The following is a 23,067-nucleotide window of genomic DNA, read 5'->3' on the forward strand; positions in this document are numbered from 1 at the left end:
ATTAAAAACAAGGACACATTATTATGGCACATTTTTCTGAACAAGTACATATAACTATAGGCGGTTTTACCCAAAATGTTGTTTATTATGATCTAAAGCTATCTCAAAAAATGGCCGACCATCATCATTTTTCTTTCGTTTGGCAATATACTGGTAAAGCAATAATTAACCCTGCTGACCAAGCCAAGGCACTTAGAACTTATCTTGGAGATGAGGTAATTTTTACTTTTAAAAGTCTTACAGGAATTAGACTAATGAGTAAAGGTATAATTACAGAACTTTCTTCTATTGATGTTGATGGAAGCCCAGCAGGATTGCATGTTTCTGGCGTAAGTCACAGTATCGTTATTGATGACATGAAAAAAGCAAGAACATTTAAAGACCGCAGTATGGATGATATCGTACTGAGTATTTTTGCTGAAGGACCAGGAGAGTTTTATCAAAGAGAATCTATTAAATCAACCTATCTTAAAGAATTTAAGAATCTTTTGCAATACAACGAAACCAGTTTTGAGTTTCTAAAAAGATTGGCGACTCGTTATGGGCAATGGTTTTATTTTGATGGAATGCGTATGCAGTTCGGACAGACAAAAAATAGCCAGACCAAATTGATTAATGGCGCTTCTCTGCATAGCTTTAAGATACAAGCTAATATGAGTTCGCATAAAATTTCGCTGAACGGTTACGACTATAAAAACGTATCGACTCTTCGCGAAGCAGCGGCTAAAACTTCATCTGGTAGTAAAGACAGTTTTGCTGCTATTGTAGGTTACAATCAAGGAACTGTAGCAAATTCGGATTTAAACAATGGGGCATATACTACAAACGCTATAAATAAAGACGACCTTGATGAGATGATAAAACTGCAAACTGCAGGCAGTGATGCCAACAGTGTATATTACAGCGGTATTTCTTATTTCCCAATTGGTTTAGGACAGGTATTTACAATTCAAAATCAAACAGTTCAGCATGAATTAATAGCTGTTGAAGTTATACATCATTCTCAAGTGCACGGAAATTATTCTTGTGAATTTAAAGCAATTCCTGCAGATGTATCTGCGCCGCATTATACTGATGTATCTGTTTACAGTAAAGCAGAAACGCAGCCTGCACAGGTAAAAGATAATAATGATCCAGAAGGATTAGGACGTATAAAGGTAGAATTTTACGGTGCAAGCGGTACAGCTATAACAGATTGGATAAGAATGGTACAGCCTTATACTGGTCCTGGAAAAGGATTTTATTTCATTCCTGAAATCGGAGAAGAAGTCTTAATTGGTTTTGAAGGCAATAATGTGCAGAATCAGTATGTGATTGGAGCGCAGTATAACGGACAAGATTCAAGCGGTTATGCCGATGCACAGAATAATATAAAAGCTATTCATACTCGTAGTGGACATATTATTAAATTCACTGAGGATGAAAGTATTACCATAACTGATAAAATTGGCAACGAAATTCATTTAGATACTGTCGGTGGAAACATAAATATTACTGCACCAAAAGTAATAACTATGACAGCGACTGATATTATTATGAATGCTTCTCAAAATATTAGTTTATCTGCGGGAATGAATATAAGAGAGAGCGCTGGAGTTGATAAGTCGACCACAATTGGAATGATGCATAATGTAACTGTTGGAGGTGACAGTATGTTGTCGGTTACAGGGAATTTCATGGAAAATATTGAGGGAAATCTGGAATCACATACTGCTAAAGAAAGACAGGAAGTTGGAGTTAAAGGAATCGATAATAGTAGTGAAGGCGGAATAAATAAACACTCTAAAAAAGAAATGCAAGTTAATAGTGCCGAAAAATCTAAATCTTATTAATGTATGAGCAGAATAAGAATTGTAGGAGGCACTATAACAAAAACTACTGGAGGAGATCATAATATTTATTCGGAAGGGAATATTGTTTATAATTCTGGTAGGTCAGTTAGTTTAACAAGTGATGTAGGTATTAGTTATGGAGAGCCGAAAGATATTCCACCTCTAAAAACTAAAGAGAAGGTTGTAAGTATATCTTCAGAGCTTTATATGCATAATAATCAGGAATTAAAAATTCCTTATCTTGATGTCTCAAGTATTTTAAAATTTAAGAGTTCTAAGCCTTTTATTGCAGGGATAAGATTAATTTTTGGGCGAGATATTAAACATACTGCAGCGAAAAAGTTAATGAAAGATTTAATTAATAATACATTGCCTCGTCCTAAATTTGAAATTGATGATACATTATCTTTTTCTCAAGGAGGATACTATTATGATGGGGTTATTAGCTTGAATCCAAAACTAATACAAGATTCGGAAAAAGATTCTAATAAAGCATGGTTATTATTCAGAGTTATAATGGAAGAAATAGGACATTATATTGATGATTTATTAAGAAATACGTATGACAATATTGGAGGAGATGATCCGAAGGATGAAGGGGTCTTATTTACTGCTGATTTCATTAAGTTTAATCAATTATTATTAAAAGATTTTGAGTTTGCAAAAGTAAAAATTCAATGTGAGAATGGAAGTATTAGAGAGTTTTCACCTAAGGTATTATATGGAAAACCAAATAGGGAAGAAAAAGCTAAAGATTTATTATTTGTAGCATCAAAAGATGATGATCATGGGATAGTAACATTAAAATCAGGTAAAAAAGTAGAAGTTGAATTTTTTAAAATTCGAGGAGCAGGAGCTATTCATGAATCAATTACTAAAAGAGCAGCGACTGCAGCTGGGTTAAAATATGATTCGAGATTAGATGAAGGTTGTGCGTGGCCTGATGTTCCCTGTGAAGATGAAAATTCAATAGAAACATGCTATTATAATACTTGGAGTAATGAGCATAAAAAGGGAACAAAAGCGTACGAGTCTCATCATGGAACAAAACAATATTGGCATTCTATGGCTCCAACAGGGAATCATACAAATCAACAAATTGTAGATTTAATTGTTATACAAGCCAAAGAGTGGTTTAAAAAAGGGTTAGAGATAAAAGTAAATGATGGATTTTTTAATAAGGGAGATGATGGATTGTTTCATGTAGGTAAATTACTCCATATGGTTCAAGATTCATATTCACTATCTCATGTTTACAGAGATAGTAGCAATAGAATAATTCAGTTTCAAGGATACGAAGATCAAGATGCTGATAAACATGGTAAACCAGATGAAGATGATGGTGCAAAGGGTGTTCAGGATGCATTTGTAGCTTCAACTTGGATATTAAGTTCTTATAAGCAAGCAAAAAGCCATACGGATGTTAGACCAGAAGTTTTTCTTCCTGTTTTAGAGAAGTATTTGCGTACTGAGGTATATGTTTTAGCTCCAAATCGAGGAGGAGTAAAGGCAGGAGGTTCACTAGATGCGTATAAAAAGGAAATAAAAAAATAATAGTTCCAAAATAAAAATATAGGCAAAATCGAAGTAGGCCTAAAGGTTAAAAAATAAACTTTTTATTATACTATAAATAGATTAGAAGATGAACAAATTAATAATTTTTCCAATAATAATAACAGTAATTCAATTAATAAGCTTTGGGCATTTATATTATACTCATAAACAGGGAAGTGGACAATATCCAGCAGATTTTATTGAATTGAATATTTTGGCTATTTGTAATATCGGAGTGTTAATTTTAGCTTATTTTTTATATTTTAAAGCAGATGTTAAGTTGAGTATTTGGTTAGCTCCTATTTTACTAGCTATTATTACAATTGTGCTTTTACTTGGCATTTATATAATAATGTGGATTAATAAGTATAATTAATTTAAGTATGAATAGAAATTGTTTTACTCTTTCTGAACTTTAAAAAAAATTTACTGCTTTTCGTGAGCAGTTTGTTTATAAAATGTCAAACCTCAAAAAAGAACCAATGCAGAATTAGTTAACATAGATTTTTTAGAAACGATACAGTTTACTGAAAAGTATTTTGTGAAAATATTATGTTTATTACAAAAGTAGAAGTAAAATAACACAATGAGACAAGATCGAATAAAAGACAGAGTGCTAAAAAGAGCAGCTAGATCATGGGGCTTTTCAGACGTTGAGATGGAGACATCTTTTGATCCTGTGGTATCAATGATGCTTAATGCATTGTCTTACGAATTGGAGAAAGTAGCCCATGAACTTGAAGACTCTAAAACGAGAGTTGTAGAAAGGGTTCTGGAAATTATGTTTCCCGAAGTTACGACAGGAGTAAAACCTGCAAGAGCAATTTTGCATGCTTTGCCAATAGAGAATAATATGAAAGTTTCGCTGCAGAATCAGATGTCGGCAAATCGAAGAATTCATAATATTTACAATCCTTTAGCGCCAATTACTAAAGAAATTGCGCTGTCGCCAACATTAGAAGTAAAGCTCTCGTCTGCAGAGGTAAAATATGTCGCGTATGAGCGTAATTTGTTTGAGATTTCGAATCTTTTTTACAAAGATTCCATAAGAGATTATAAGAATTCACTACCTTCTGGCGTCGTGTTTTTAGGGATTGAATTAACAAATCCGAAAGTTGAAGACATCGAAGATTTAATGTTATATATTGACATTAAAAATATACATCAGAAAGAGATGTTTCATTATTATTTAAAACAGATGAAATGCTTTCAGGATGATGTGCAAATTGATGTAGAAGAAGGTTACAATGTTCCTGTAAACAATATTGATATTGAGAATATCATCAATCGCAATTACACGCATTTGAGTGAAATTATGCAGGAAGTAAACGAGTTTTACTTTGATAATTTTTATACGCTGAAAGGGTCTTTAAAGTATAAACCTCTTAATGAATACAGTTCAGAATATAAATGCTTTGAAGCTGCAACAGAAAGAAATGATAATCCGATTATTTGGGTAAAAATGATTTTTCCAGAATCGTTAATTCCTCAAATATTAGATAATGTTTCTTTTACGGCAAACTGCTTTCCTGTAATTAATAAAAAGAAGCATATTATCAATAAAACGCTGGGTAATTTCTTGTCATATATCGCATTAGAAACAGACAATAATTTCTATCTGGATGTTGATACCGTCATCGATGGATTCAATAATCATTATGAAATAAAAGAATTTAAAGATGGTGTGCTTGAAGAAGGAAATGCCGTATTAAGAACAGGCGGTGTTTCTAGATTCGATTCTAGAAGTGCTTCAGAATTACTTCAAAATGTATTAGACTTGCTAAAGGATGAAAGCTCTTCTTTTGCAGGTTTGGGTAAAGACTTTATGAACAGTTCTTTGGTTGAAATAAATCAGCTTTTAGCTTCTGTAGAGCAACAGGCAAGAGAAAGCAGTTTTTCTAAAAATAATGATCCTTACCTGATGATTAAGCCAAAGATTGATGAATCTATAGGAAAGTCATTTAGTATACATTATTGGTCTACTTGCGCAGAAGAAGGAAACGATATCAAAGCCGGAACTATTTTAGAATCTAAAGAGGATTTGCTGTTTGTAAGTAAAGAGGCAGTTTTGGTTACCAATACTGTTGGCGGTATGAACAAGCAGAACAATAAAGACCGTATTTTGGCTTATCGAAATGCTTTGCTTACTCGTGGTAGAATCGTAACATTTGCAGATATAAAAGCGTTTGGATTTAATCATTTTAAAAGCTGTGTAGCAGATATTAGAATAGAAAAAGGAACGCGAAAAGAAATTTCTGTAAAAGCAGGTTTTAGTAGAACAGTAGATATTTATCTAAAAATAAATGCAACAGAGAGAAATTATTTATTGGCTACAGAATGGGATTATCTGTGCGAAAGTTTTATAAAGAACTTAAAAAACAGATCATCAAATGTATTTCCTTATCGACTTTTCATAGAAGAATAAAAAAATAAATAACGCCGAAAAGTAATTTTCGGCGTTTTTGTTTAATAGAGATTTATTTTGGTTTTACTGGTATTTTTTATCTGTAAGCGTTTTCATAAAGGCAACGAGAGCTTTTTCTTCTTTTACCGTTAAATTTAGTTTGTCAAAAGGAAGTGTTTGATTTTCTACTTCGTAGCCTAAACCAATTCCGCCGCCTTTATTGTAAAAAGAAACCACTTCTTCCAACGTTTTGAAAACTCCGTTATGCATGTACGGGGCCGTAACTGCAGCATTTCTAACAGTTGGCGTTTTAAAAGCGCCAATTAACTGAGGCATTTGGTTATAAATGTAACGGCCTTTATCTGGACTTAAAGATTTCCCTGAAGGCTCATTTGGAGTTCCGATCACTTCATGTTCTGTTTTGGAATAACTTGGAGGAACCGTTCCGTTAAATAAAGGTGTAAAATGGCAAGTGGCACATTTTGCTTTTCCCATAAATAAGTTCATTCCTTCAATTTCTTCATTGTTCAGAATGTTTTTATTTCCTCTCATGTATTCATCAAATCTCGAATCAAAAGAGTTTAAAGAACGCACATAACTAGCAATGGCATTTTGAATCTGCCAAGCTTCTGGTTTTGATATTTTTGGATAAGCTTTTTTGAATAGCTTAACATATTCTTTATCAAGTTGAATTTTAGCATGAATATTTTCCATAGAGCCATGCATTTCATCTTTATTCTGAATTACATCAACACTTTGTTTTTCTAAATCCAACTGGCGCATATCCCAAAACTGAGCATTCTGCAAAGAAGCATAGGTTAGAGTAGGAGTGTTTCTTGGTAAATTCATTCCCGTTAATGAAACATTAGTTTTTAATCCATCAGTAAAAGCTTTTTCTGGGTTATGGCAAGTTGCGCAGCTTCGGTCATTGTTTTTGGAAAGACTTGTGTCATAAAACAATTTTTCGCCTAAAATGGCTTTTTCTTTAGTAAAATTATATTCTTTAGAAAGCACAAAAGCATTTACATCAAAGGCATTTTTGTCAAATAAAGTTTCAATTGTTGGTTTCAGCGGACTGCTTTTCTTTACATTTTTAATATTTTCTTCTTTCTGAAAAGTTTTCAGTTTTTTCGAAATCGGATTTAGATATTCAGTTATAAAAATGGCACGATTGAAAGCATTGAAATTATTATTTTCAGTGCAGTATTTTTGTGCATTTTTGGTTAATTCTCTTAATTCAGATACCGATTTGTTATCAGCATCAATCTTTTCAAGCGTTTCTGGAATTGAGATTAAGCTCTGTCCAGCTTCTGGAATTGAAGACTGCAAAATCGGACTGTCGAAACCTGTTATTCCTAAAGCAATAACTCTAAAAACATTCTGCTGTATAGCATCTAAAACATAATCATCGCTAATGGTAATAACTTCAAAGGTGCTTTTAAGCTGTTTAATATTTGATTGAAAAATATTCAATTCTCTCGTTAAATCTTCTTTGCTTTCAGAATTGTATTCAGGATAAATCATTTCTTCCATAACCTGAAAACCGTGAGGTTCAAAAGATCGGTTTTCTTCCAATTCCATTTCGTCAAGAGCAGGACCATTCATAAATCTGGCAGTTTCGGGAATAAAATATTCAATTGCCCATTCGACTTTTTTGTATGCCAGACGAGACTTTTTAAATTGCTCTACAATTTCTTTTGCCGAAGAATTACTTTTTACGAGCTTTTGAAATTTTGCGATTTCATTACTAAGTTTACTTAAGTCTACAAGTAATTCTTGTTTGACCGTTGGTTTTGAGGTTTCGCTTTCTTTGCATGAATAGAAAAAAGAAAACAGTAGGAATAGAAAAGTAAGATATTTTAATTTCATAGTGGAGTTGTAATAGAAACAACCCTTATCGGAAAATAAGGGTTGTCAATAGATTTTGGTAGAATTATTAGCGTTGTACGTTTCTAATAATTACAGTTTGTCCGCCCTCTTTGTTAGTTTGAGTTCCTGAACCATCAGCATTTTTAAATGCATCACTTTGCCAAGTATGAGGGTGAATATTTACCGTGAAAGTATCTGGAACACCAATGATGTCTGAAATGTCTTGCATAGCTCCAAATTCCCAGCTTCCAAATCTCATTTCGCCAGTTTGGTTATAAAGTGTGTTCCAAGCTGTATCTGTTCTTTTGTGGTTCATATTTAACCACGGTTTGTTTTGTTTTGTAGCAATATTGTATTGCCAGATGTATGAATCGTGTTTTGCATCTGCATAATAACTATCACCATCTTCTTGAATGTAAACGTAGTTTTCAGTTACGCATAAGTTATCAGGATTGATGATTCCAGTTCCAGGAGTACTGTCACCTTCAACAGCTAATTCTAAAGTTCCTTTTAACGGGTTTGTTGCGTCTAATTTTACTTTATAAACTCTTCCCCACATTGTATATCCTTCAACAGGAGCATTGTTAGTTGCCTGACCAGTTGCAGTAAAATAGATTTCTCTATTGTTGCTTGCACTTCCTTTTCTGTAATCTACGTCTTCAACTCTTGAGAAACGAATTGCTTTTAAATCATTAACTGTTGTATTGATTACAGCACCAGTTAAGTTTTTTGCATTCGGAATTTCAACAAATTCAACTGGGTATGAATTGTTTAAAGTCATAGTTGTTTCAACTTGATTTCCGTCAGTTCTTTTTAAAGCGTATAATTTTCCATTCGACAAATCGCCAACTGTACTAACATACATAATTAACTGACCAGCACTTACGTGAGAAGTAGCATACGATTGATCTTCACCAATTAAAATAACTGTTTTTCCAGGATAAGCTTCTTTTGGAAGCGGAACAGCGTTTTCCATACTTGCTTTTCCTAAAGCTGGTAAAACTCTATCAGTTCTAGCTTTATCAGTAGATAATCCAAGAGGATTAATTCCGTGAACCATACTTTCTTGACCGCTTTCTCCAGCAGTTAAAAAGATTGGTCCAAATCCGTGGATTTCTGGAGTTGCCAAAGTAGCAGAACATAAACGAGTAAGACCTCCAACACCATCAACGATATAATCTCCTTTTACAGGTTTGAAGGTTTTATCTAAATATACTCTTGATACCGATTGAATAATTTCGTGGTTAGTAATCATAATATATCCGTCACCATTTGGATCTTTCATTAATCCAGCTCCATCTGGCTGTGCTCCATAAACAAAAGAAGGTGAATTTGGAAGAACATCTGCACTTGTAATTAAAGTACTGATTTTTAAGTTTTCGAAACCTGTTTGAGCATAGACAAAAGGAGGTACTTTTGAATGTGAAGTAAAATCGATACTTGCGTTTACATCGTTTTTTGAATCTTTGTCATCATTTTGACAGCTTATTGCAGAAAGACCGGCAAGTCCAAGCAAGGTAATTGATTTTAAAAAGTTAGCTTTCATAAGTGTTTTTTATTTTTTTTGATTAAGGCAAAGCTATCTCTCTAAAACAAAGTACACGTTATGTTAATTTTTTCTTAATGCTAATAAATGTAAGTCTTGTATTATGAAAAAGTAAATTAAAGGTTTTGAATGTAAATTTAAGACTCCTAAAAAAAACTTAAAATTATTTGAATAGCTGATTTAAATTGGTTGCTTTCTTCTCTTTCAGTTTTTTAACAATCTTGAGGAAAGCGATCGCAGTAATATAAGCATCACCCAAAGCAGTGTGACGATCTTTCTTTGAAATATCAAATTTATCGGCCAAATCGTCTAAAGTATAATGATCTTTCCTTTCAAATAAATGCGACTGAATTAAAGTCTTTTTATATAAATAAGCGGTATCTAAAGTTTTGTTGCTTAAATGTGGAAGTCCATTTCGTTCCAAAGCCTTATTAATCATTGTAACATCAAAAATGGTATGATGAGCAATGATTATAGAATCTCCTAAAAAGTCTAAAAACTGCTGTAAAGCTTCTAATTCTGTCGGACGTTTGACAAGCAGATCTTTTAGAATACCATGAATCTGAGCGGTCGATTTATCATAATGATCTTGTTCCAGATAAACTTCAAAGCTTTCCTGAACATTAATGATTCCGTTTTGGAGAACCAGTGCGCCGATACATAAAATGCGATCGTTATCATAATCAAAACCTGTAGTTTCGGTATCTAAAACCACAAAACGAGTTTCTTCGATCGTAATATTTTCATCGAATAGATTATTTTCTTCTTTCTTCCAAAAATTGAATAAACTCATAATTATACCAGATTTGAAATATTAAAACGTACTGAAATAAGTTCCTGAAGTTCTTTTATGGTTTTAAAAGTACGTTTCAGTTTAATTTTTTCCATTTTGGTTAAAGACTCCAACTCGATAAACTGACCAGAATCATGATGCAACAATCCTTGTTTGGTTCTAAATTTCAGTAAAGCTTTAAACGAATAAGAGCATGATAAATACAATTCTCTATTATTTGGTTCCAGTTCAGCCAATTTCTCAAAACGTTCAGCCGTATTGCTGATCCCTTTTACCGAATGCGATAAAATTAAAACACGTGCAGCGTCAGTCAATGGCATTAAAGCTCTTCGTTTAATGTCGAAATTATCTTTGTTTGCCCCATCTTGTTCCACTAAAAATTGTCTAAAAAATCCAGTAGGAGAGGGACTTTGCAAAGCACCGCTCACCAAATGCATATAAAAAATCGGATTTGCTTTTACGTTTTCAAAAATGGAATCAGACAGTTCATTAACGATTTCAGAATCGCCATAAGTTTTGCTATAATCAAAGAAAATGAATGAAAGCAAGACTTCATTTTTGCCAGGATTTGTAATCCAATGATGCACCTGAGCTTTCCATTCATCCAGACTCATACACCATTTTGGGCTAGAAGCCATCATATCAGCAGGACAATAATCGTAACCAATTTCAAATAGACCTTTATTGACAAGCCCCGCAAATTTTAAGAAATAGATTTTAGTTTCATCTCTAAAAACTTCATTTACATTTTCATAAACAATCGCATTATCTTGATCGGTATGCAGCATTTGCTCGCCTCGTCCTTGGCTTCCAAGTGCCAACCATGCAAATTTTACAGGCGGCGGACTGCTCATTTTTTCTAAACAGATTTCGATAACTCGAGTTGTACAGGCCTCGTTCAATTCTGTAATGATTTTGGTAATCAAAGTCATCGGAATATTTTGATCCAAATAACCTTGAAGCAATTGCATGATTCGGTTACGAATTGGTTTTATTTCCTTGATTTTTTTAGTGCGTTTCAACGCTTTTATTAAAACCGCAGGATTGTTTCCAAGCGCCACCATAACGTCGTGTTTCGATAAAATTCCGACCGCTTTAGTATTTACCGTTCCATCTTTTGTCAAGCACAAATGGCTGATATTACTTTTCATCATTGCCATTTGCGCCTCAGTAACCGTCATTTTTTTCGGATACGTAATAACAGGTTTTGTCATTATCGTTTCTGCAGTTGTTGTTATCGGAAAATCGCCTGTCACAATTTTATTTCGAAGATCTTTATCGGTCAAAATACCAATTGGAAGCATTTCATCAACAATCAGAATAGCACCGACTTTCTTTTTATTCATAATCTTTGCGACTTCCTTAACTGTTGTTGACGGACTGCAGGTAACGATTTTTTTAGAATATTTTATTGGTGCTAAATCGAAAGAATGATTGCTCGAATGCAGATTTTCATTCAGCTGATCATCACCATATAATTTATCTTTATGAATATCTGAATACGGATTTCGAGTATTCGACGCATAACTCTCAATCAGGAAATTGCCAATGTTTCTGTTTTCTAATGCATAAGGCTTGAAAACGGAAATTGGAATAGCATAAAGAATACTTTCTTCATGCGCCACAGCTTCCATAATATAGTTTTCTTGCGCCAAAAGCGGACGAAGTCCAAAAATATCGCCTTCATCACACATGTCTAAAACCGTATTTTTAGTGCTTTTTTTCAAAGCGACAGCGCCTTTATGAACGACATAAAAAGAATCGTGCGTCTTGTCATTTTCGGAAAAAATCACAGTATCCTTTTCTTTATAAATAATAGAAATCTGTTCAGATAGTTTTTCTAAATCTCTCTGATGCAGAAAATTAAACGGCGGGTAATTTTTTAAAAAGTCTGCAACTCTTTGCGAAATGGTATTTTTCATTTGGTTAGATTAGAGTTCTAATGTACTATTTATAATAGAAATGTAAAAGAAACATTTTTGTTTTTTGAGTTGCAAAGAAACAAAGGAACAAAGGTTTTTCTGCACCGTTTTGTCATCCCGAGGAATGAGGGATCTCCGTAAGTAGCTCAACAAAGTTTTGCAATAAAAAAAGCTCCAAAATTGGAGCCTTCAATATTTTAAGTTTTAATCAACTTTGTAAACGGTTCCTCTTTGTTTTTCTTCAGAACCAACCAAGCCAAATTCAAAAGTATAAGAATCTTTAGAAGTTGTCAAAATCTTCATGCTGATGGCTTTTTCTTCAGCCATGTTTTTTGGATGTTTTTTCTGTAGTACATATTCACAGTCACTTACCCAGCGAATGGTTGCGGTATCTGTTTTGCCTTCAAAAGTTTCGATTTCGATATCGTCTTTGCGTTCAAAATAAGTTGTTTTTTTCTCGCCATTGACTTCTGTCTCAAATTTGAATTTTCCAGTTTTAAAATCCTTGCAATTGTGTTCAGCGTTATAACAAGATACTAAAGCCAGTACCGGAAATAAGAATACTATTTTTTTCATTTTAATTAAGTTGTTTTTTAGGAGCTAATCCCGCTTTCCATTTCAATCTTTTTATTTTTAAAGAAAAAATAAAAAGGATTTCCATTGCAATCGGGGCTAGGGCATTAGGATAACAAGAAACACTTGAATATAATTTAAACTTTTTGAATATAAAACTCTTTCAGTTTTTTAGATTCTTTCACTTCTTCTCTCATTTCTTCTTTAGACTCACTTTTGTTTGCTTTTGGCCAGATATGAAAACCTCCTTTTGTCATCGCTTTAATTTGTTGAAGAACGTTTGGCGAAAAATCAGCAAAAAAACTCAAGTCTTCAGGATTATCCCAAACACCCCAAATGCCATTTTCGTCTATATCTCCAGCATAATTAATGATATGTGTTGGATAGGTTTTAACCATTTTAAGTTTAAAATGTTCCAAATTATAAGAACCATTCCATCGAAAAGAGTCTACATCATCAATTCCAGAACCCGTAATAATTGAATTTGCAAAACTTAATTCAATAGACATTTTATGTTGTGAGGGCGAATTAGAATAGCAATAAAATCCTTCCCATTCTCCGCTTGGTAAAAAGTGATGCGTTTCGTTATCTTTTGATTTCATATTTAGAAAGATAGATTATTTCAATCTCTTTAATTCATCATCGGTAAAGTTCTTGATTTCTTTTTCTTTAGCAAACTTTTCAGCATTATAATTTCCCGATTTATTCTTCGGAATCGATAAGCTATTCCATTCGCTGTTTTTCAACTGTTTAGCATAAAAAACAATTTGCCCAATATGGTAAGGATAATGTGCCAACTGACGATTAATGGCTTCAATAACCGTATGGCCTTCATTTCTGATGTAAATAATATCAGAAAGCTGATCTGCTTTTAAGTTTTCTAAAGCATTTTCGAGACAATTCCAACCTTTATTCCAGATATCTAAAACCTCTTCTTTAGATTGTAAATCGTTTTCAAATTCGGCATCACGGTTTCGCCATTCTTTTTCTCCGTCAGAAGTTAGAAAATCAGTCCAGCGCGAAAGCATATTACCCGAAATATGTTTTATGATTGTTGCAATACTGTTGGTGTCGTCATTAAAAGAAACAAAAAGTTGTTCAGGTTCGATCTGATCGATTGCCTTTTCGCCAAGCATTTTATAATATAAAAATTGCTTTTTGACACTTTCTAGGTAAGATTCATCAGCTTTCATGATTTGCTATTTTAAGATTGAAGTTCGATTTTGTTTTCCTGAATCAATATTTTTCCCCAGTCATTTAGTTTCCAAAGAATCTCTACTAATTGTTTTCCAGTTTCGGTCAAAGTGTATTCAACCCGCGGAGGAAGTTCGTTAAATGAATGTTTTATCAATATACCATCTTCAACCATTTCATTTAACTGCTGATTTAAAACACGTCGGTCCACTTTTGCAATGCCACGTAAAAATTCACTAGGTCTTTTTTTGCCATCATTTATCTGCCAGACAATCGGAATTTTCCATTTTCCGCTAATGGAATTTACAGCAATTTCTAATGGACAAATTTTATTTTCGGCGTTTCGTTCCTTTGTTTGCATAAAATTGACTTTTATATCCCTATGGGATAAAAATATGCGGTATTGCCAGTGTTATCAGGCTTTCCGATCTTTACAAAAATAATCAAAATTTTAAGCATAATAAAAGATCAATTGTATCAAAGTAAAAACTATGGAAGATATAAAACGTAAAGGAGCTAGATCGGCAAAAGATATTCCTGCTTCTGTTTTAGAACAGCTCAATAAAGGAGAAATTGAAACTGCGAATCTTGTAGAATGGCTTGCAGTGAATCAAACGGCGCTTTTAGGGAATCTATTGAAAGAAAGTAATAGAATTCAATATTTGGAACCTATTTTGACAGATATCAGAAATTTGAAAAAACAAACAGTCAACACCATAAATGAAACAATTGGAACAGGAATATTGACAGAATCAATTCTTAATAATGATTCTGATATACTTTCAATAATGGCGAGACACAAATCGGATGTAGTGAGATGCTGGTTTGCTTATACAATTGGAAAAAAACAAGAGCTTAAAATTAAAGCAATTTTAAAGGAAATACAGTTTCTGTCAGCCGATAAGCATTTTGGTGTCAGAGAAATTTCATGGTTAGCAATTCGATCTAATATTATAAACAATTTAGAAGAAAGTCTTGAAATTTTATTAGAATGGACTTTTAGTGAAGATGAGAATATAAGACGTTTTGCAACCGAAGCGACCAGACCAAGAGGGGTTTGGTGCGAGCATATCCAAAAACTAAAACAAGAACCAGAATTGGCTTTAAAAATTCTAGATTCTTTAAAAAGTGATCCTTCAAAATATGTGCAAGACAGTGTTGGAAATTGGCTAAATGATGCCAGTAAAACAAGACCAGATTTTGTAAAAGATTTATGTAAAAAATGGGAGAAACAAAGTCCAACAAAAGAAACACTTTTTATCATTAAAAAAGCGCTCAGAACAATAAAAAAATAATTTATTTATATAATTTTAATATCATATTTATCCAATAATCCAATAATTCCATCAGTAGAAAATTGCGCTTTTTTCATCGGATTAAATTCAGGATCGATTTTATAATTGTAAGCTGTTTTAAAGTTAACTCCCGCTAATTGCGTTTCGTTAAAAATAGCGCCATCAAGATTGCAATTGTCAAAAACAGAATTTGTTAAATTAGTTCCGATAAAAGTCACTTCGCGCACAGAAGAATTGATAAACTTGGTTTTAGGCATTTTTTTATTCGAAAAAAGGGCATAATCTAAAACGCAATCTTCAAAATAAACCTGAAATAAGAAATCGTCACATTCATTAAAAGCAATTCCGAGAAGTTTACAGTTTTTAAAAGTGACATTTTTTAAACTTGTTCCTGCCAAACTCGTCATAGAGAGATTACAATCAATAAATTCGCAATCAAGAAAAGTATTGGAATTGAAATTGCTATTGGAAAAATCACAGTTTTTAAATACACAATCTTCGAACTCCCGATTGTTTATTTTCTTATCGATGTAAACAACTTTCTCAAATGTTTTCTGAATGTGAATTAGACTTTCCATGAATGTTTTTTTGGTTTTTGTGCATTGTGACGCACTCGAAGTATAGAGATGCTCTCTTTCGTTATTTGATAAGAGACAGCGTAATCGTAAACAGAATAAACTCTAAAACAGCCATCATTGTTGGTTTTTTGTTTATCAAGTTTATAAATTTCAGGTTGTGTTTTAAGTATTTCAGTGCTTTCAAAAATAGTATTAACTACTTTATCAGCAATCGTAAGTGATTTACTTTCAAAAAAAATGTAAAAATGAATATCTTCTAATTGGCCCAAAGCACTGTTTGTCCAAATTATTTTCTTCCCCATTTTTTTGCAATTTCTTTAGCTTCATCTTCAGTATAAAAATTGCCTTTTTTAATATCGTCTAAGGCATTTTCAATATCTAAATTATAAGCTGCATCCGAATCAATTGCGGTATTATTTATTGATTGTAAAAGGTGTTTTAATTTTTCTACAAAAGAGGGGTCTTTTACTTTATCAATTTCTTGATGAATCCAGTTTATTTCTGCTTGTATATCCATAACAAAGAATTTTAGTAAAGATACAAATTAGTCATTAAATATACCTTTCATAATGATTTTCAATCCTAAAAAGATTAAAAGCATAGAAGAGAGACAAGCCACAATTCCGATTCCTAAAACAAGATAGTGCCAGTTGTTGTCTTGATTTTGAAAAGCATTATAAATCAATGTTGGCCCGAGAAACATTAAGGGTAAAGCGCCTGATAAATATTTCACTCCTTTTTTTAGTAATTCTTTGTTTGTTGCCATTTTGTTTTTTGTTTAAAGTTTTCTTTGTTTAAAGTTGCAGTTTGAAACAACATTTCACGTTTTACAGAAAACTTTTTACTTATTATTATAATTATCAACAGCATTTCTCACGCTGCCGTATTTTTTCAATAATTCAGAAGCTTCTTCATAAGAAACTGAAATCTCGTCCATAATCATTTTTACACCGCGATCAACGAGCTTGACATTGCTTAACTGCATATCAACCATTTTGTTTCCTCTCACTTTTCCAAGCTGAATCATTGCGGCGGTCGAAATCATGTTTAAAACCAATTTCTGTGCAGTTCCCGCTTTCATTCTTGAACTTCCCGTAACAAATTCAGGTCCAACTACAACTTCGATAGGGAATTGCGCTGTCAATGCTAACGGACTTCCTGCATTACAAGTAATGCATCCTGTAACAATGTTATTTGCATTGCAAGCTTCTAAACCACTAATAACATACGGAGTTGTACCAGAAGCTGCAATTCCGATTACGACATCATTTGAATGGATATTATGATTTTGAAGATCGATCCAAGCGTTGGTTGTACTGTCTTCGGCATTTTCAACTGCACGTCTTATCGCTGTATCGCCACCAGCAATAATACCATTTACCAAATCAAAAGGAACACCAAATGTAGGCGGGCATTCTGAAGCATCAACAACACCAAGACGGCCAGAAGTTCCTGCTCCAATATAAAACAATCTACCACCCAGCTTTAATTTGTCAACTATCTGAGGAATCAAAGCTTCGATTTGTGGCAAAGCTTTTTCTACTGCATAAGGAACAGTTTTGTCTTCTTGGTTAATATTAGATAACAATTCATGAACAGACATTTTCTCTAAATGTTCATATTTTGATGCTTGTTCAGTAGTTTTCGTAAATGTCATTTTATCGTTATTTAGACTCGTCAAAATTAATATATTTTATATCAATCTTGCAAAGTCTCAGAGATTTAAAATCATTTTTTTTCTTCTATTTTTTCTGCATAAAGACGGTTAAAATGTGACTTTGTTACATAAACTAAAATATTATATTTGTTTAATATAAAAAGATAAATGGATAAATTAGGATTTTTAGATAGCGTTGCCCGTATTGCTGTTTTTGTTTCGTTACTGCTTGCACTTTTTTTGCTTACCGTAAAGACAGAGAATAAATTAGCAAATCGATTATTTGCCTCTTTTATAACTTTTTCAGCAATTGATTTCAGTGGCCTTCTTGATTTTTCATTTCCGACAGAATATATTTATTTAACGATTTTGAGAAGTACATTTTGTTTGCTGGAAATGCCTCTGATTTATTTGTACGTTTTAGCAGTCTGTTATTCTGATTTTCGATTAAAATGGAAACACTTAATATATACAACTCCATTTGTAGTAATGAATTTAGTTTTAATGCCTCGATTTTATTTAGAATCAGGTATTGCAAGAGAACATTTTTTGGCCAATTTCAGTAACATGCCTGAAGTGTATTTTTTTCAGATTTTAATCGAATGCCAATATTGGTTTTATATTGTCAGCATATTTTTGATTTTAAGAAAATACAAGAAAATCTACCTCGAAAATTATACAAATCCGAGTACCTCTACCTACAAATGGCTTTTTCAGATGAACTGTGTTTTTGCGGTAATGCATAGTATTACAGCTTCAAAAAATTTGTTACGTTATACTGCTTCCAGAGATACTTTTCTTTGGGGAAATGTTCTTATGGTGATTATGGCCTTAAGCGTAATATGCTGGTTTGTGATGAAAGCATTAAATCATCCGGAACTTTTTAGAGGAATTAATTCAAGATTGACGTTAACTAAAGACTTACTTCCTAAAGAAAATAATGAAACCATCGAAATTGCAAATAATCAGGATGAAGCTGTTTCTGCTCAGATTTCAGAATTAAAAAATTATATGATTGAGAAGGAGCCATATCTTGATCCGTCGCTTACGATTCAGGAACTGGCCAATCAAATTGAAATTTCAGTTCGGGATTTGTCTGTTTTGATTAATCATCATATGGATCAGCATTTTTTTGATTTCGTAAATGAATATCGTATCCAGAAAGCGATGAACATCTTGAAAGATAAATCGAAAAATCAGCTTACAGTTTTGGAAATTTTGTACGAAGTTGGTTTTAACTCCAAATCTTCTTTTAATACTTCTTTTAAAAAATATACAAATTTGACGCCTACAGCATATCGAAATGCTTCGTAATAAATGAATTGATAAAGAACTAAAATATTATATTTCTTAAATAATCAAAAAACAATGAATATACATGGCCTTATAAGTGTTTTGAGCGGAATGTCGGTTTTTGTTTCATTATTGCTGGCTTTTTTTCTATTCACGGTAAAAATCGAAAATAAATTAGCAAATCGCTTATTTGCTTTCTACTTGATATTTTTTGCAATTGATAATGTCGGAATTTTTATTAATGATGATTTCATCAAAAATCATTTTAATTTTGAATTTTTCAGATGGAGTACGTGCGCTTTGATTATTCCTATTTTTTATCTGTATATTCTATCCGTTTGTTTTAATGGTTTTCGGTTGAAGCCTAAACATTTGCTCCATGCTCTTCCATTTCTAATTACAAATGCAGTTTTTCTATTCAGATTGTACTTTTTAACTGATGCAGAGAAAATGCAATTTTATGACCATCGCAATCAAAGGCCTGAATTATACGGTTTCCAATTGATGTTAGTTGTGCAAATTGTGTTTTATAGCATTGCCATATTTTTGGTTTTAAAAAAGTATAAAGAACTTTATCAGGAAAATTATGCGAATCCTAAAACTTCTATTTTTAAATGGTTATTTCAAATAACAACTGCGCTCTTTGTATTGTATTATTTATCAATAGCTAAGAACACTTTAAGGTATATTGATCTTGAAATATTATGGATTTGGGCAAATGTAATAATGCAGGTTTTCGTTTTAACAATAACCTGTTGGTTTGTTTTAAAAGCACTGAATCATCCTGAGCTTTTTAGAGGTATCGATTCAAAATTGCAATTAGCAAGAGATATTGTTCATGATAATCATGAAAGTAATGACGAAGTAAAAGACAATCAAAACGAAGAAATTACGACTAAAATAGCTGTTTTGAAACAATATATGACAGAGAAAGAACCTTTTCTTGATCCGTCGCTTACCATTCTGGAACTTTCTAACCAGATCAATATTCCGGTTAGAGATTTATCAATTTTGATTAACCATCATATCGATCAGCATTTTTTTGATTTTGTGAATGAATATCGCATTCAAAAAGCCATGAGTATTTTAAAAAATCCTTTAAAAAATGATTTGACCGTTTTAGAAATTTTATATGAAGTAGGTTTTAATTCAAAATCATCATTTAATACATATTTTAAAAAGTACACTAATTTGACACCGACAGCGTACCGAAACGCTTCATAATAAAGGCCTTGTAAAAAGTCGTACTTAGGACCTAATAAAGTCGAACCAATTTCTTTAAGAGAAAATGGTTCGACTTTTTTTGTCGGTCGCATACTCAAAATTTCTAAGGCAACTTTGCTTCAAATTAATCGAAACAAGTTTTAAAATTAGAAATCATGAAAAAAGCAAACCTCCTTATCTTTTTACTATTGCCTTTATTTTGTTTAGCACAGACAACATTAAAATTAAAAGGAAAAATCACAAGTGAAATAACTCCTTTAGAATGGGCAGATATTTCAATCTCAAATTCAGAAGGAAAAATTATTGACGGAACTACATCTAAACAAGATGGAACTTTTGAAATAAACTTAAAAAAGGGTACGTATAAAATTGGTGTTAGCCTTTTGGGATTTGTCGATTTCGAGAAAGAAATTTCAATAGAAAAAAATATCGACTTGGGAGTCATTATTTTGAAGGAACGTGAAACTCATTTGGTTGAAGTTGTTATTGAGTCAAAAAAGAAAACAGTCGAACAAAAGGCCGATCGTTTGGTTTACAATCTGGAAAATAATGTAGCAAATGTTGGAGGTGATGCTTTGAGCGCCATTAATACAGCACCTGGGGTTGTGGTGCAAAATAATGCAATTACAATTCTGGGAAAAGGAACATCGCGAGTAATGATAGACGGAAGAATTATTGAATTAACAGGTGAAGAATTGAATAATTTCTTGAAATCAATTTCGGCAATCGATATTAAAAATATAGAAATTATAAGTAACCCGCCAGCAAAGTATGAAGCAGAAGGAACTGGAGGTTTGATTAATATAATAATGAAAAAAGGAGTTCGAGATTCGTGGAAAAATACTGTGACAGCTTCTTACGATCAAAATAAATACGGAATTTATACTTTGAGAGATAATTTCTTTTATAGCAAAAATAAGTTTCGTCTTTCAGCAAGCGTCAACGGAAAAACTGGGTATATGAATATAGATGAAATTTCAAAAGTATATTTTGAAGACGGAATTTCAAATATGAGGGCTACGACAAAAATGAAAAATGAAAATTTATCAGGGAAATTTGCTTTAGATTATGATTTTTCAGAAAAAACAACAGCGGGTTTTCAATTTATAAACGACAGAAATAATCCGGATTTTCAATCGGATATTGTGATAGACAGATACGATACTCAGAATCAATTAAAAAATTATACAATCAATAAAAGTTACGCAGACAGAGCATCGGGAAGTTTAACGTATAATGCGCATTTGATAACAAAACTGGATTCGCTGAACCGAAAGTTGTCTTTTGATGTAGATTATTTTAACTACAATTCAAAATTTGATCGCGAGTTTATCGCAAACGACTATTTGGCAGATGGAACTTTTGTTGATGTGAATCAGTCGGGGCGAAATATCTCAAACCAAGATATTCATAATTGGAGTTTTAAGGCTGATATGGAACATCCACTTCAAGCCCTGAATTTATCTTATGGTGCGAAAATGAGTTTTACAAACAGTGTAAGCGATTTACTTTATTATAATACGATTTCAGGTACTCCAGAATTAGATCCTTTACAATCAAACCGATTTAATTACACGGAAAATAATCAGGCGTTTTATGTTAACGGAGATAAAAAAATCAATGAAAAATGGAATTTTCAAGTTGGTTTGAGATTGGAAAATACGCAGACAAAAGGTTTCTCTGAAACTTTAAATCAGGAAACGGTTAATAATTATTTGAAATTGTTTCCAACGGTTTTTGCATCTTATAAGAAAAACGACAACAATACTTTTACTTTAAATTACGGAAAAAGAATAAACAGACCACGTTTTGATTTATTGAATCCGTTTCGAATTTATATAAGTAGTAATAGTTATTCAGAAGGAAATCCGTTTTTGCAGCCTTCGTTTAGTGACAATTTTGAGTTTGGATATTCTTATAAAGAAATTTTGAGAACTACAGTTTTTGTCAATGCAATTACAAACGGCTATGGCGTTTTGTTTACCTCAAATCCAGAAACTAATACACAAATTGTAACAAGAGATAATTATTTCAAAAGTTTGAATTATGGAGTTGGAGAAACATATTCGGCAACTTTTGCAGATTGGTGGACAAGCGAAAATTCTTTGTATTTTTTAGGCGCAAAAACAGAGTTTATAAAAGATATCAATGCAACTCCGTCAAATAGTTTAGAAATAGATTTTTCTACAAATAATACTTTTGTTTTAGGGAAAAATTCTAAGCTTCAAATTGATTTTAGCTACACGCCACCTTATGAAAGCGGTTTATACAAAATAGGGTATACGTCAAGTTTTGATATTGGTTTTAAACAAGATTTGTTTAATAAAACAATGCAAATCGCATTTTTGGCAAATGATATTTTTAATACTTCTTACTTAAAAGATTTTACTTCGGTTGTAAATGGTGTGAAACAGGTTTACGATCAAAACAATAGTAATCGATTTGTTCGTTTGTCTGTGGTTTATAATTTTGGAAATAAAAAGATAAACGTAAAAGAACATGCTTTTGGAAATCAGGAAGAGAAAAAGAGAGCTAACTAAATTAGATAATTAAAAAATGTGCCAATTAGAAAATTATCATTATCTAATTGGCACATTATCTAATTGACACATTATCTAATTGACACATTATAAGAAGAATGCCAATAAAATTCCGAGAACAATCATGGAAACTTTGGCGATATTGAATTTATGGCCTTCGCTGCTTTCAAAAATAATAGTTGATGAAATATGGAATAAAATACCAATTACGATTGCCGTTATTTCGGTGTAAAATTTACTTAAAATAGGCAAATATTCAGATGCTACAGTTCCTAGCGGCGTCATGATAGCAAAGGTTAGCATGAAAACAAAAATGGCTTTTTTGTTTAAATCGGCATTGATAAAAAATGTTGTTAGAATAACGGCAATTGGCAGATGATGAATGGCAATTCCGACAGCCAAACCGTGATGATGACTCACAGGGAAACCTTCTAAAAAAGCATGAATACATAAACTAATAAACAAAAGCCACGGAATCTGAGACATTTTTGCGTGTCCGTGTACATGTCCGTGCTCGGCGCCTTTTGAGAAAAATTCAAGAACGATCTGAAATAAAATTCCGACCATTATAAAGATTCCTATATTGTGGTTATGCGATTCGTAAACATCTGGAAGAAGATGCATTACGGTTAATGACAATAAAAAAGAACCGCTGAAAGCCAGCAGTAATTTTAAATTGGTTTTGTTTTCAGGTTTTATAAACAAAGCCGCGCCATATCCTAAAAGTACAGAAAATAAGGGTAATAAATAGTTCATTTATATTTGTTTAACCGTTGATTCGTTTAATCGTTTT

At 32.4% G+C, this 23,067-nt stretch carries 22 protein-coding genes; 8 read left to right on the top strand and 14 right to left on the bottom strand.

The features are described 5' to 3' along the window. Positions 1-23 precede the first annotated feature (23 nt). The 4 genes from DMA14_RS07440 to DMA14_RS07455 all read left to right on the top strand — a co-directional run bounded on the left by DMA14_RS07440 (position 24) and on the right by DMA14_RS07455 (position 5,811). Positions 24-1,832 (top strand): type VI secretion system Vgr family protein, encoded by a 1,809-nt coding sequence (locus DMA14_RS07440; protein ID WP_111424128.1) that lies wholly within the window; start codon positions 24-26, stop codon positions 1,830-1,832. Positions 1,833-1,835: 3 nt separating this feature from the next. Next, complete coding sequence (locus DMA14_RS07445; protein WP_111424129.1) at positions 1,836-3,386, top strand: hypothetical protein; 1,551 nt, start codon at positions 1,836-1,838, stop codon at positions 3,384-3,386. An 88-nt stretch (positions 3,387-3,474) separates the two neighbouring features. Further along, entirely contained in the window at positions 3,475-3,762 is a 288-nt protein-coding gene (locus tag DMA14_RS07450) for a hypothetical protein (RefSeq protein WP_111424130.1), read from the top strand. A 210-nt stretch (positions 3,763-3,972) separates the two neighbouring features. Continuing rightward, the gene (locus DMA14_RS07455) at positions 3,973-5,811 is read left to right on the top strand and encodes a type VI secretion system baseplate subunit TssF (RefSeq protein WP_111424131.1); all 1,839 of its coding nucleotides are present in this window, start codon (positions 3,973-3,975) and stop codon (positions 5,809-5,811) included. A gap of 63 nt (positions 5,812-5,874) precedes the next feature. Here the strand turns inward: DMA14_RS07455 and DMA14_RS07460 are convergent, their stop codons facing one another. From DMA14_RS07460 to DMA14_RS07495, 8 genes are all read right to left on the bottom strand, one after another. After that, positions 5,875-7,659 (bottom strand): cytochrome-c peroxidase, encoded by a 1,785-nt coding sequence (locus tag DMA14_RS07460; protein WP_111424132.1) that lies wholly within the window; start codon positions 7,657-7,659, stop codon positions 5,875-5,877. A 67-nt stretch (positions 7,660-7,726) separates the two neighbouring features. Next, the gene (locus tag DMA14_RS07465; protein WP_111424133.1) at positions 7,727-9,205 is read right to left on the bottom strand and encodes a PhoX family protein; all 1,479 of its coding nucleotides are present in this window, start codon (positions 9,203-9,205) and stop codon (positions 7,727-7,729) included. Between the two features lie 163 nt (positions 9,206-9,368). Next, on the bottom strand, positions 9,369-9,998 hold the full coding sequence (locus DMA14_RS07470; RefSeq protein ID WP_111424134.1) for a 3'-5' exonuclease: 630 nt from the start codon (positions 9,996-9,998) through the stop codon (positions 9,369-9,371). A gap of 2 nt (positions 9,999-10,000) precedes the next feature. Then, a complete protein-coding gene (locus tag DMA14_RS07475; RefSeq protein WP_111424135.1) occupies positions 10,001-11,920 on the bottom strand; it encodes a DUF294 nucleotidyltransferase-like domain-containing protein in 1,920 nt (639 codons plus the stop codon). 204 nt (positions 11,921-12,124) lie between these two features. Beyond that, positions 12,125-12,496: a DNA topoisomerase IV gene (locus tag DMA14_RS07480; RefSeq protein ID WP_111424136.1), complete on the bottom strand. Its 372-nt coding sequence runs from the start codon at positions 12,494-12,496 to the stop codon at positions 12,125-12,127. A 134-nt stretch (positions 12,497-12,630) separates the two neighbouring features. Then, the gene (locus tag DMA14_RS07485; protein WP_111424137.1) at positions 12,631-13,095 is read right to left on the bottom strand and encodes a hypothetical protein; all 465 of its coding nucleotides are present in this window, start codon (positions 13,093-13,095) and stop codon (positions 12,631-12,633) included. 15 nt (positions 13,096-13,110) lie between these two features. Continuing rightward, entirely contained in the window at positions 13,111-13,686 is a 576-nt protein-coding gene (locus tag DMA14_RS07490) for a DUF1572 family protein (protein ID WP_111424138.1), read from the bottom strand. Positions 13,687-13,697: 11 nt separating this feature from the next. Further along, the gene (locus tag DMA14_RS07495; RefSeq protein ID WP_111424139.1) at positions 13,698-14,048 is read right to left on the bottom strand and encodes a winged helix-turn-helix transcriptional regulator; all 351 of its coding nucleotides are present in this window, start codon (positions 14,046-14,048) and stop codon (positions 13,698-13,700) included. Between the two features lie 130 nt (positions 14,049-14,178). Here DMA14_RS07495 and DMA14_RS07500 point away from each other — a divergent pair, with 130 nt between their 5' ends. After that, positions 14,179-14,982, top strand: a complete 804-nt coding sequence (locus DMA14_RS07500; RefSeq protein WP_111424140.1) for a DNA alkylation repair protein — start codon at positions 14,179-14,181, stop codon at positions 14,980-14,982. A gap of 5 nt (positions 14,983-14,987) precedes the next feature. On the opposite strand, the gene DMA14_RS07505 is transcribed toward DMA14_RS07500, so the two are convergent. From DMA14_RS07505 to murQ, 5 genes are all read right to left on the bottom strand, one after another. Beyond that, complete coding sequence (locus DMA14_RS07505) at positions 14,988-15,560, bottom strand: pentapeptide repeat-containing protein (protein WP_111424141.1); 573 nt, start codon at positions 15,558-15,560, stop codon at positions 14,988-14,990. Next, entirely contained in the window at positions 15,548-15,862 is a 315-nt protein-coding gene (locus tag DMA14_RS07510; RefSeq protein ID WP_111424142.1) for a type II toxin-antitoxin system RelE/ParE family toxin, read from the bottom strand. Before DMA14_RS07510 ends, DMA14_RS07505 begins: the two co-directional genes overlap by 13 nt. Continuing rightward, on the bottom strand, positions 15,847-16,077 hold the full coding sequence (locus DMA14_RS07515) for a hypothetical protein (RefSeq protein WP_111424143.1): 231 nt from the start codon (positions 16,075-16,077) through the stop codon (positions 15,847-15,849). The genes DMA14_RS07510 and DMA14_RS07515 overlap by 16 nt, the downstream gene beginning before the upstream one ends. 27 nt (positions 16,078-16,104) lie before the next feature. Next, on the bottom strand, positions 16,105-16,326 hold the full coding sequence (locus tag DMA14_RS07520; RefSeq protein ID WP_111424144.1) for a DUF6095 family protein: 222 nt from the start codon (positions 16,324-16,326) through the stop codon (positions 16,105-16,107). Positions 16,327-16,401: 75 nt separating this feature from the next. After that, entirely contained in the window at positions 16,402-17,217 is an 816-nt protein-coding gene (murQ, locus tag DMA14_RS07525) for an N-acetylmuramic acid 6-phosphate etherase (protein ID WP_111424145.1), read from the bottom strand. Between the two features lie 168 nt (positions 17,218-17,385). On the opposite strand from murQ, the gene DMA14_RS07530 reads away from it, so the two are divergent. The 3 genes from DMA14_RS07530 (at position 17,386) to DMA14_RS07540 (ending at position 22,274) form a co-directional block, all read left to right on the top strand. After that, complete coding sequence (locus tag DMA14_RS07530) at positions 17,386-18,531, top strand: helix-turn-helix domain-containing protein (RefSeq protein WP_111424146.1); 1,146 nt, start codon at positions 17,386-17,388, stop codon at positions 18,529-18,531. Positions 18,532-18,585: 54 nt separating this feature from the next. Then, positions 18,586-19,734 (top strand): helix-turn-helix domain-containing protein, encoded by a 1,149-nt coding sequence (locus DMA14_RS07535; RefSeq protein WP_111424147.1) that lies wholly within the window; start codon positions 18,586-18,588, stop codon positions 19,732-19,734. Between the two features lie 155 nt (positions 19,735-19,889). Beyond that, on the top strand, positions 19,890-22,274 hold the full coding sequence (locus DMA14_RS07540; RefSeq protein WP_111424148.1) for an outer membrane beta-barrel family protein: 2,385 nt from the start codon (positions 19,890-19,892) through the stop codon (positions 22,272-22,274). Between the two features lie 87 nt (positions 22,275-22,361). Here DMA14_RS07540 and DMA14_RS07545 read toward each other — a convergent pair whose 3' ends face one another. Beyond that, positions 22,362-23,030, bottom strand: coding sequence for a ZIP family metal transporter (locus DMA14_RS07545; RefSeq protein ID WP_111424149.1), 669 nt, complete (start codon positions 23,028-23,030; stop codon positions 22,362-22,364). Positions 23,031-23,067 lie beyond the last annotated feature (37 nt).

Origin of the sequence: Flavobacterium sharifuzzamanii, assembly GCF_003254585.1 — a bacterium.
Taxonomy (GTDB): Bacteria; Bacteroidota; Bacteroidia; order Flavobacteriales; family Flavobacteriaceae; genus Flavobacterium; species Flavobacterium sharifuzzamanii.

Excerpts from the sequence above, each read along its gene's own strand:
- DMA14_RS07440 (WP_111424128.1), top strand. The coding sequence starts at position 24 with ATGGCACATTTTTCTGAACAAGTACATATAACTATAGGCGGTTTTACC.
- DMA14_RS07445 (WP_111424129.1), top strand. The coding sequence starts at position 1,836 with ATGAGCAGAATAAGAATTGTAGGAGGCACTATAACAAAAACTACTGGA.
- DMA14_RS07450 (WP_111424130.1), top strand. The coding sequence starts at position 3,475 with ATGAACAAATTAATAATTTTTCCAATAATAATAACAGTAATTCAATTA.
- DMA14_RS07455 (WP_111424131.1), top strand. The coding sequence starts at position 3,973 with ATGAGACAAGATCGAATAAAAGACAGAGTGCTAAAAAGAGCAGCTAGA.
- DMA14_RS07460 (WP_111424132.1), bottom strand. The coding sequence starts at position 7,659 with ATGAAATTAAAATATCTTACTTTTCTATTCCTACTGTTTTCTTTTTTC.
- DMA14_RS07465 (WP_111424133.1), bottom strand. The coding sequence starts at position 9,205 with ATGAAAGCTAACTTTTTAAAATCAATTACCTTGCTTGGACTTGCCGGT.
- DMA14_RS07470 (WP_111424134.1), bottom strand. The coding sequence starts at position 9,998 with ATGAGTTTATTCAATTTTTGGAAGAAAGAAGAAAATAATCTATTCGAT.
- DMA14_RS07475 (WP_111424135.1), bottom strand. The coding sequence starts at position 11,920 with ATGAAAAATACCATTTCGCAAAGAGTTGCAGACTTTTTAAAAAATTAC.
- DMA14_RS07480 (WP_111424136.1), bottom strand. The coding sequence starts at position 12,496 with ATGAAAAAAATAGTATTCTTATTTCCGGTACTGGCTTTAGTATCTTGT.
- DMA14_RS07485 (WP_111424137.1), bottom strand. The coding sequence starts at position 13,095 with ATGAAATCAAAAGATAACGAAACGCATCACTTTTTACCAAGCGGAGAA.
- DMA14_RS07490 (WP_111424138.1), bottom strand. The coding sequence starts at position 13,686 with ATGAAAGCTGATGAATCTTACCTAGAAAGTGTCAAAAAGCAATTTTTA.
- DMA14_RS07495 (WP_111424139.1), bottom strand. The coding sequence starts at position 14,048 with ATGCAAACAAAGGAACGAAACGCCGAAAATAAAATTTGTCCATTAGAA.
- DMA14_RS07500 (WP_111424140.1), top strand. The coding sequence starts at position 14,179 with ATGGAAGATATAAAACGTAAAGGAGCTAGATCGGCAAAAGATATTCCT.
- DMA14_RS07505 (WP_111424141.1), bottom strand. The coding sequence starts at position 15,560 with ATGGAAAGTCTAATTCACATTCAGAAAACATTTGAGAAAGTTGTTTAC.
- DMA14_RS07510 (WP_111424142.1), bottom strand. The coding sequence starts at position 15,862 with ATGGGGAAGAAAATAATTTGGACAAACAGTGCTTTGGGCCAATTAGAA.
- DMA14_RS07515 (WP_111424143.1), bottom strand. The coding sequence starts at position 16,077 with ATGGATATACAAGCAGAAATAAACTGGATTCATCAAGAAATTGATAAA.
- DMA14_RS07520 (WP_111424144.1), bottom strand. The coding sequence starts at position 16,326 with ATGGCAACAAACAAAGAATTACTAAAAAAAGGAGTGAAATATTTATCA.
- murQ (WP_111424145.1), bottom strand. The coding sequence starts at position 17,217 with ATGACATTTACGAAAACTACTGAACAAGCATCAAAATATGAACATTTA.
- DMA14_RS07530 (WP_111424146.1), top strand. The coding sequence starts at position 17,386 with ATGGATAAATTAGGATTTTTAGATAGCGTTGCCCGTATTGCTGTTTTT.
- DMA14_RS07535 (WP_111424147.1), top strand. The coding sequence starts at position 18,586 with ATGAATATACATGGCCTTATAAGTGTTTTGAGCGGAATGTCGGTTTTT.
- DMA14_RS07540 (WP_111424148.1), top strand. The coding sequence starts at position 19,890 with ATGAAAAAAGCAAACCTCCTTATCTTTTTACTATTGCCTTTATTTTGT.
- DMA14_RS07545 (WP_111424149.1), bottom strand. The coding sequence starts at position 23,030 with ATGAACTATTTATTACCCTTATTTTCTGTACTTTTAGGATATGGCGCG.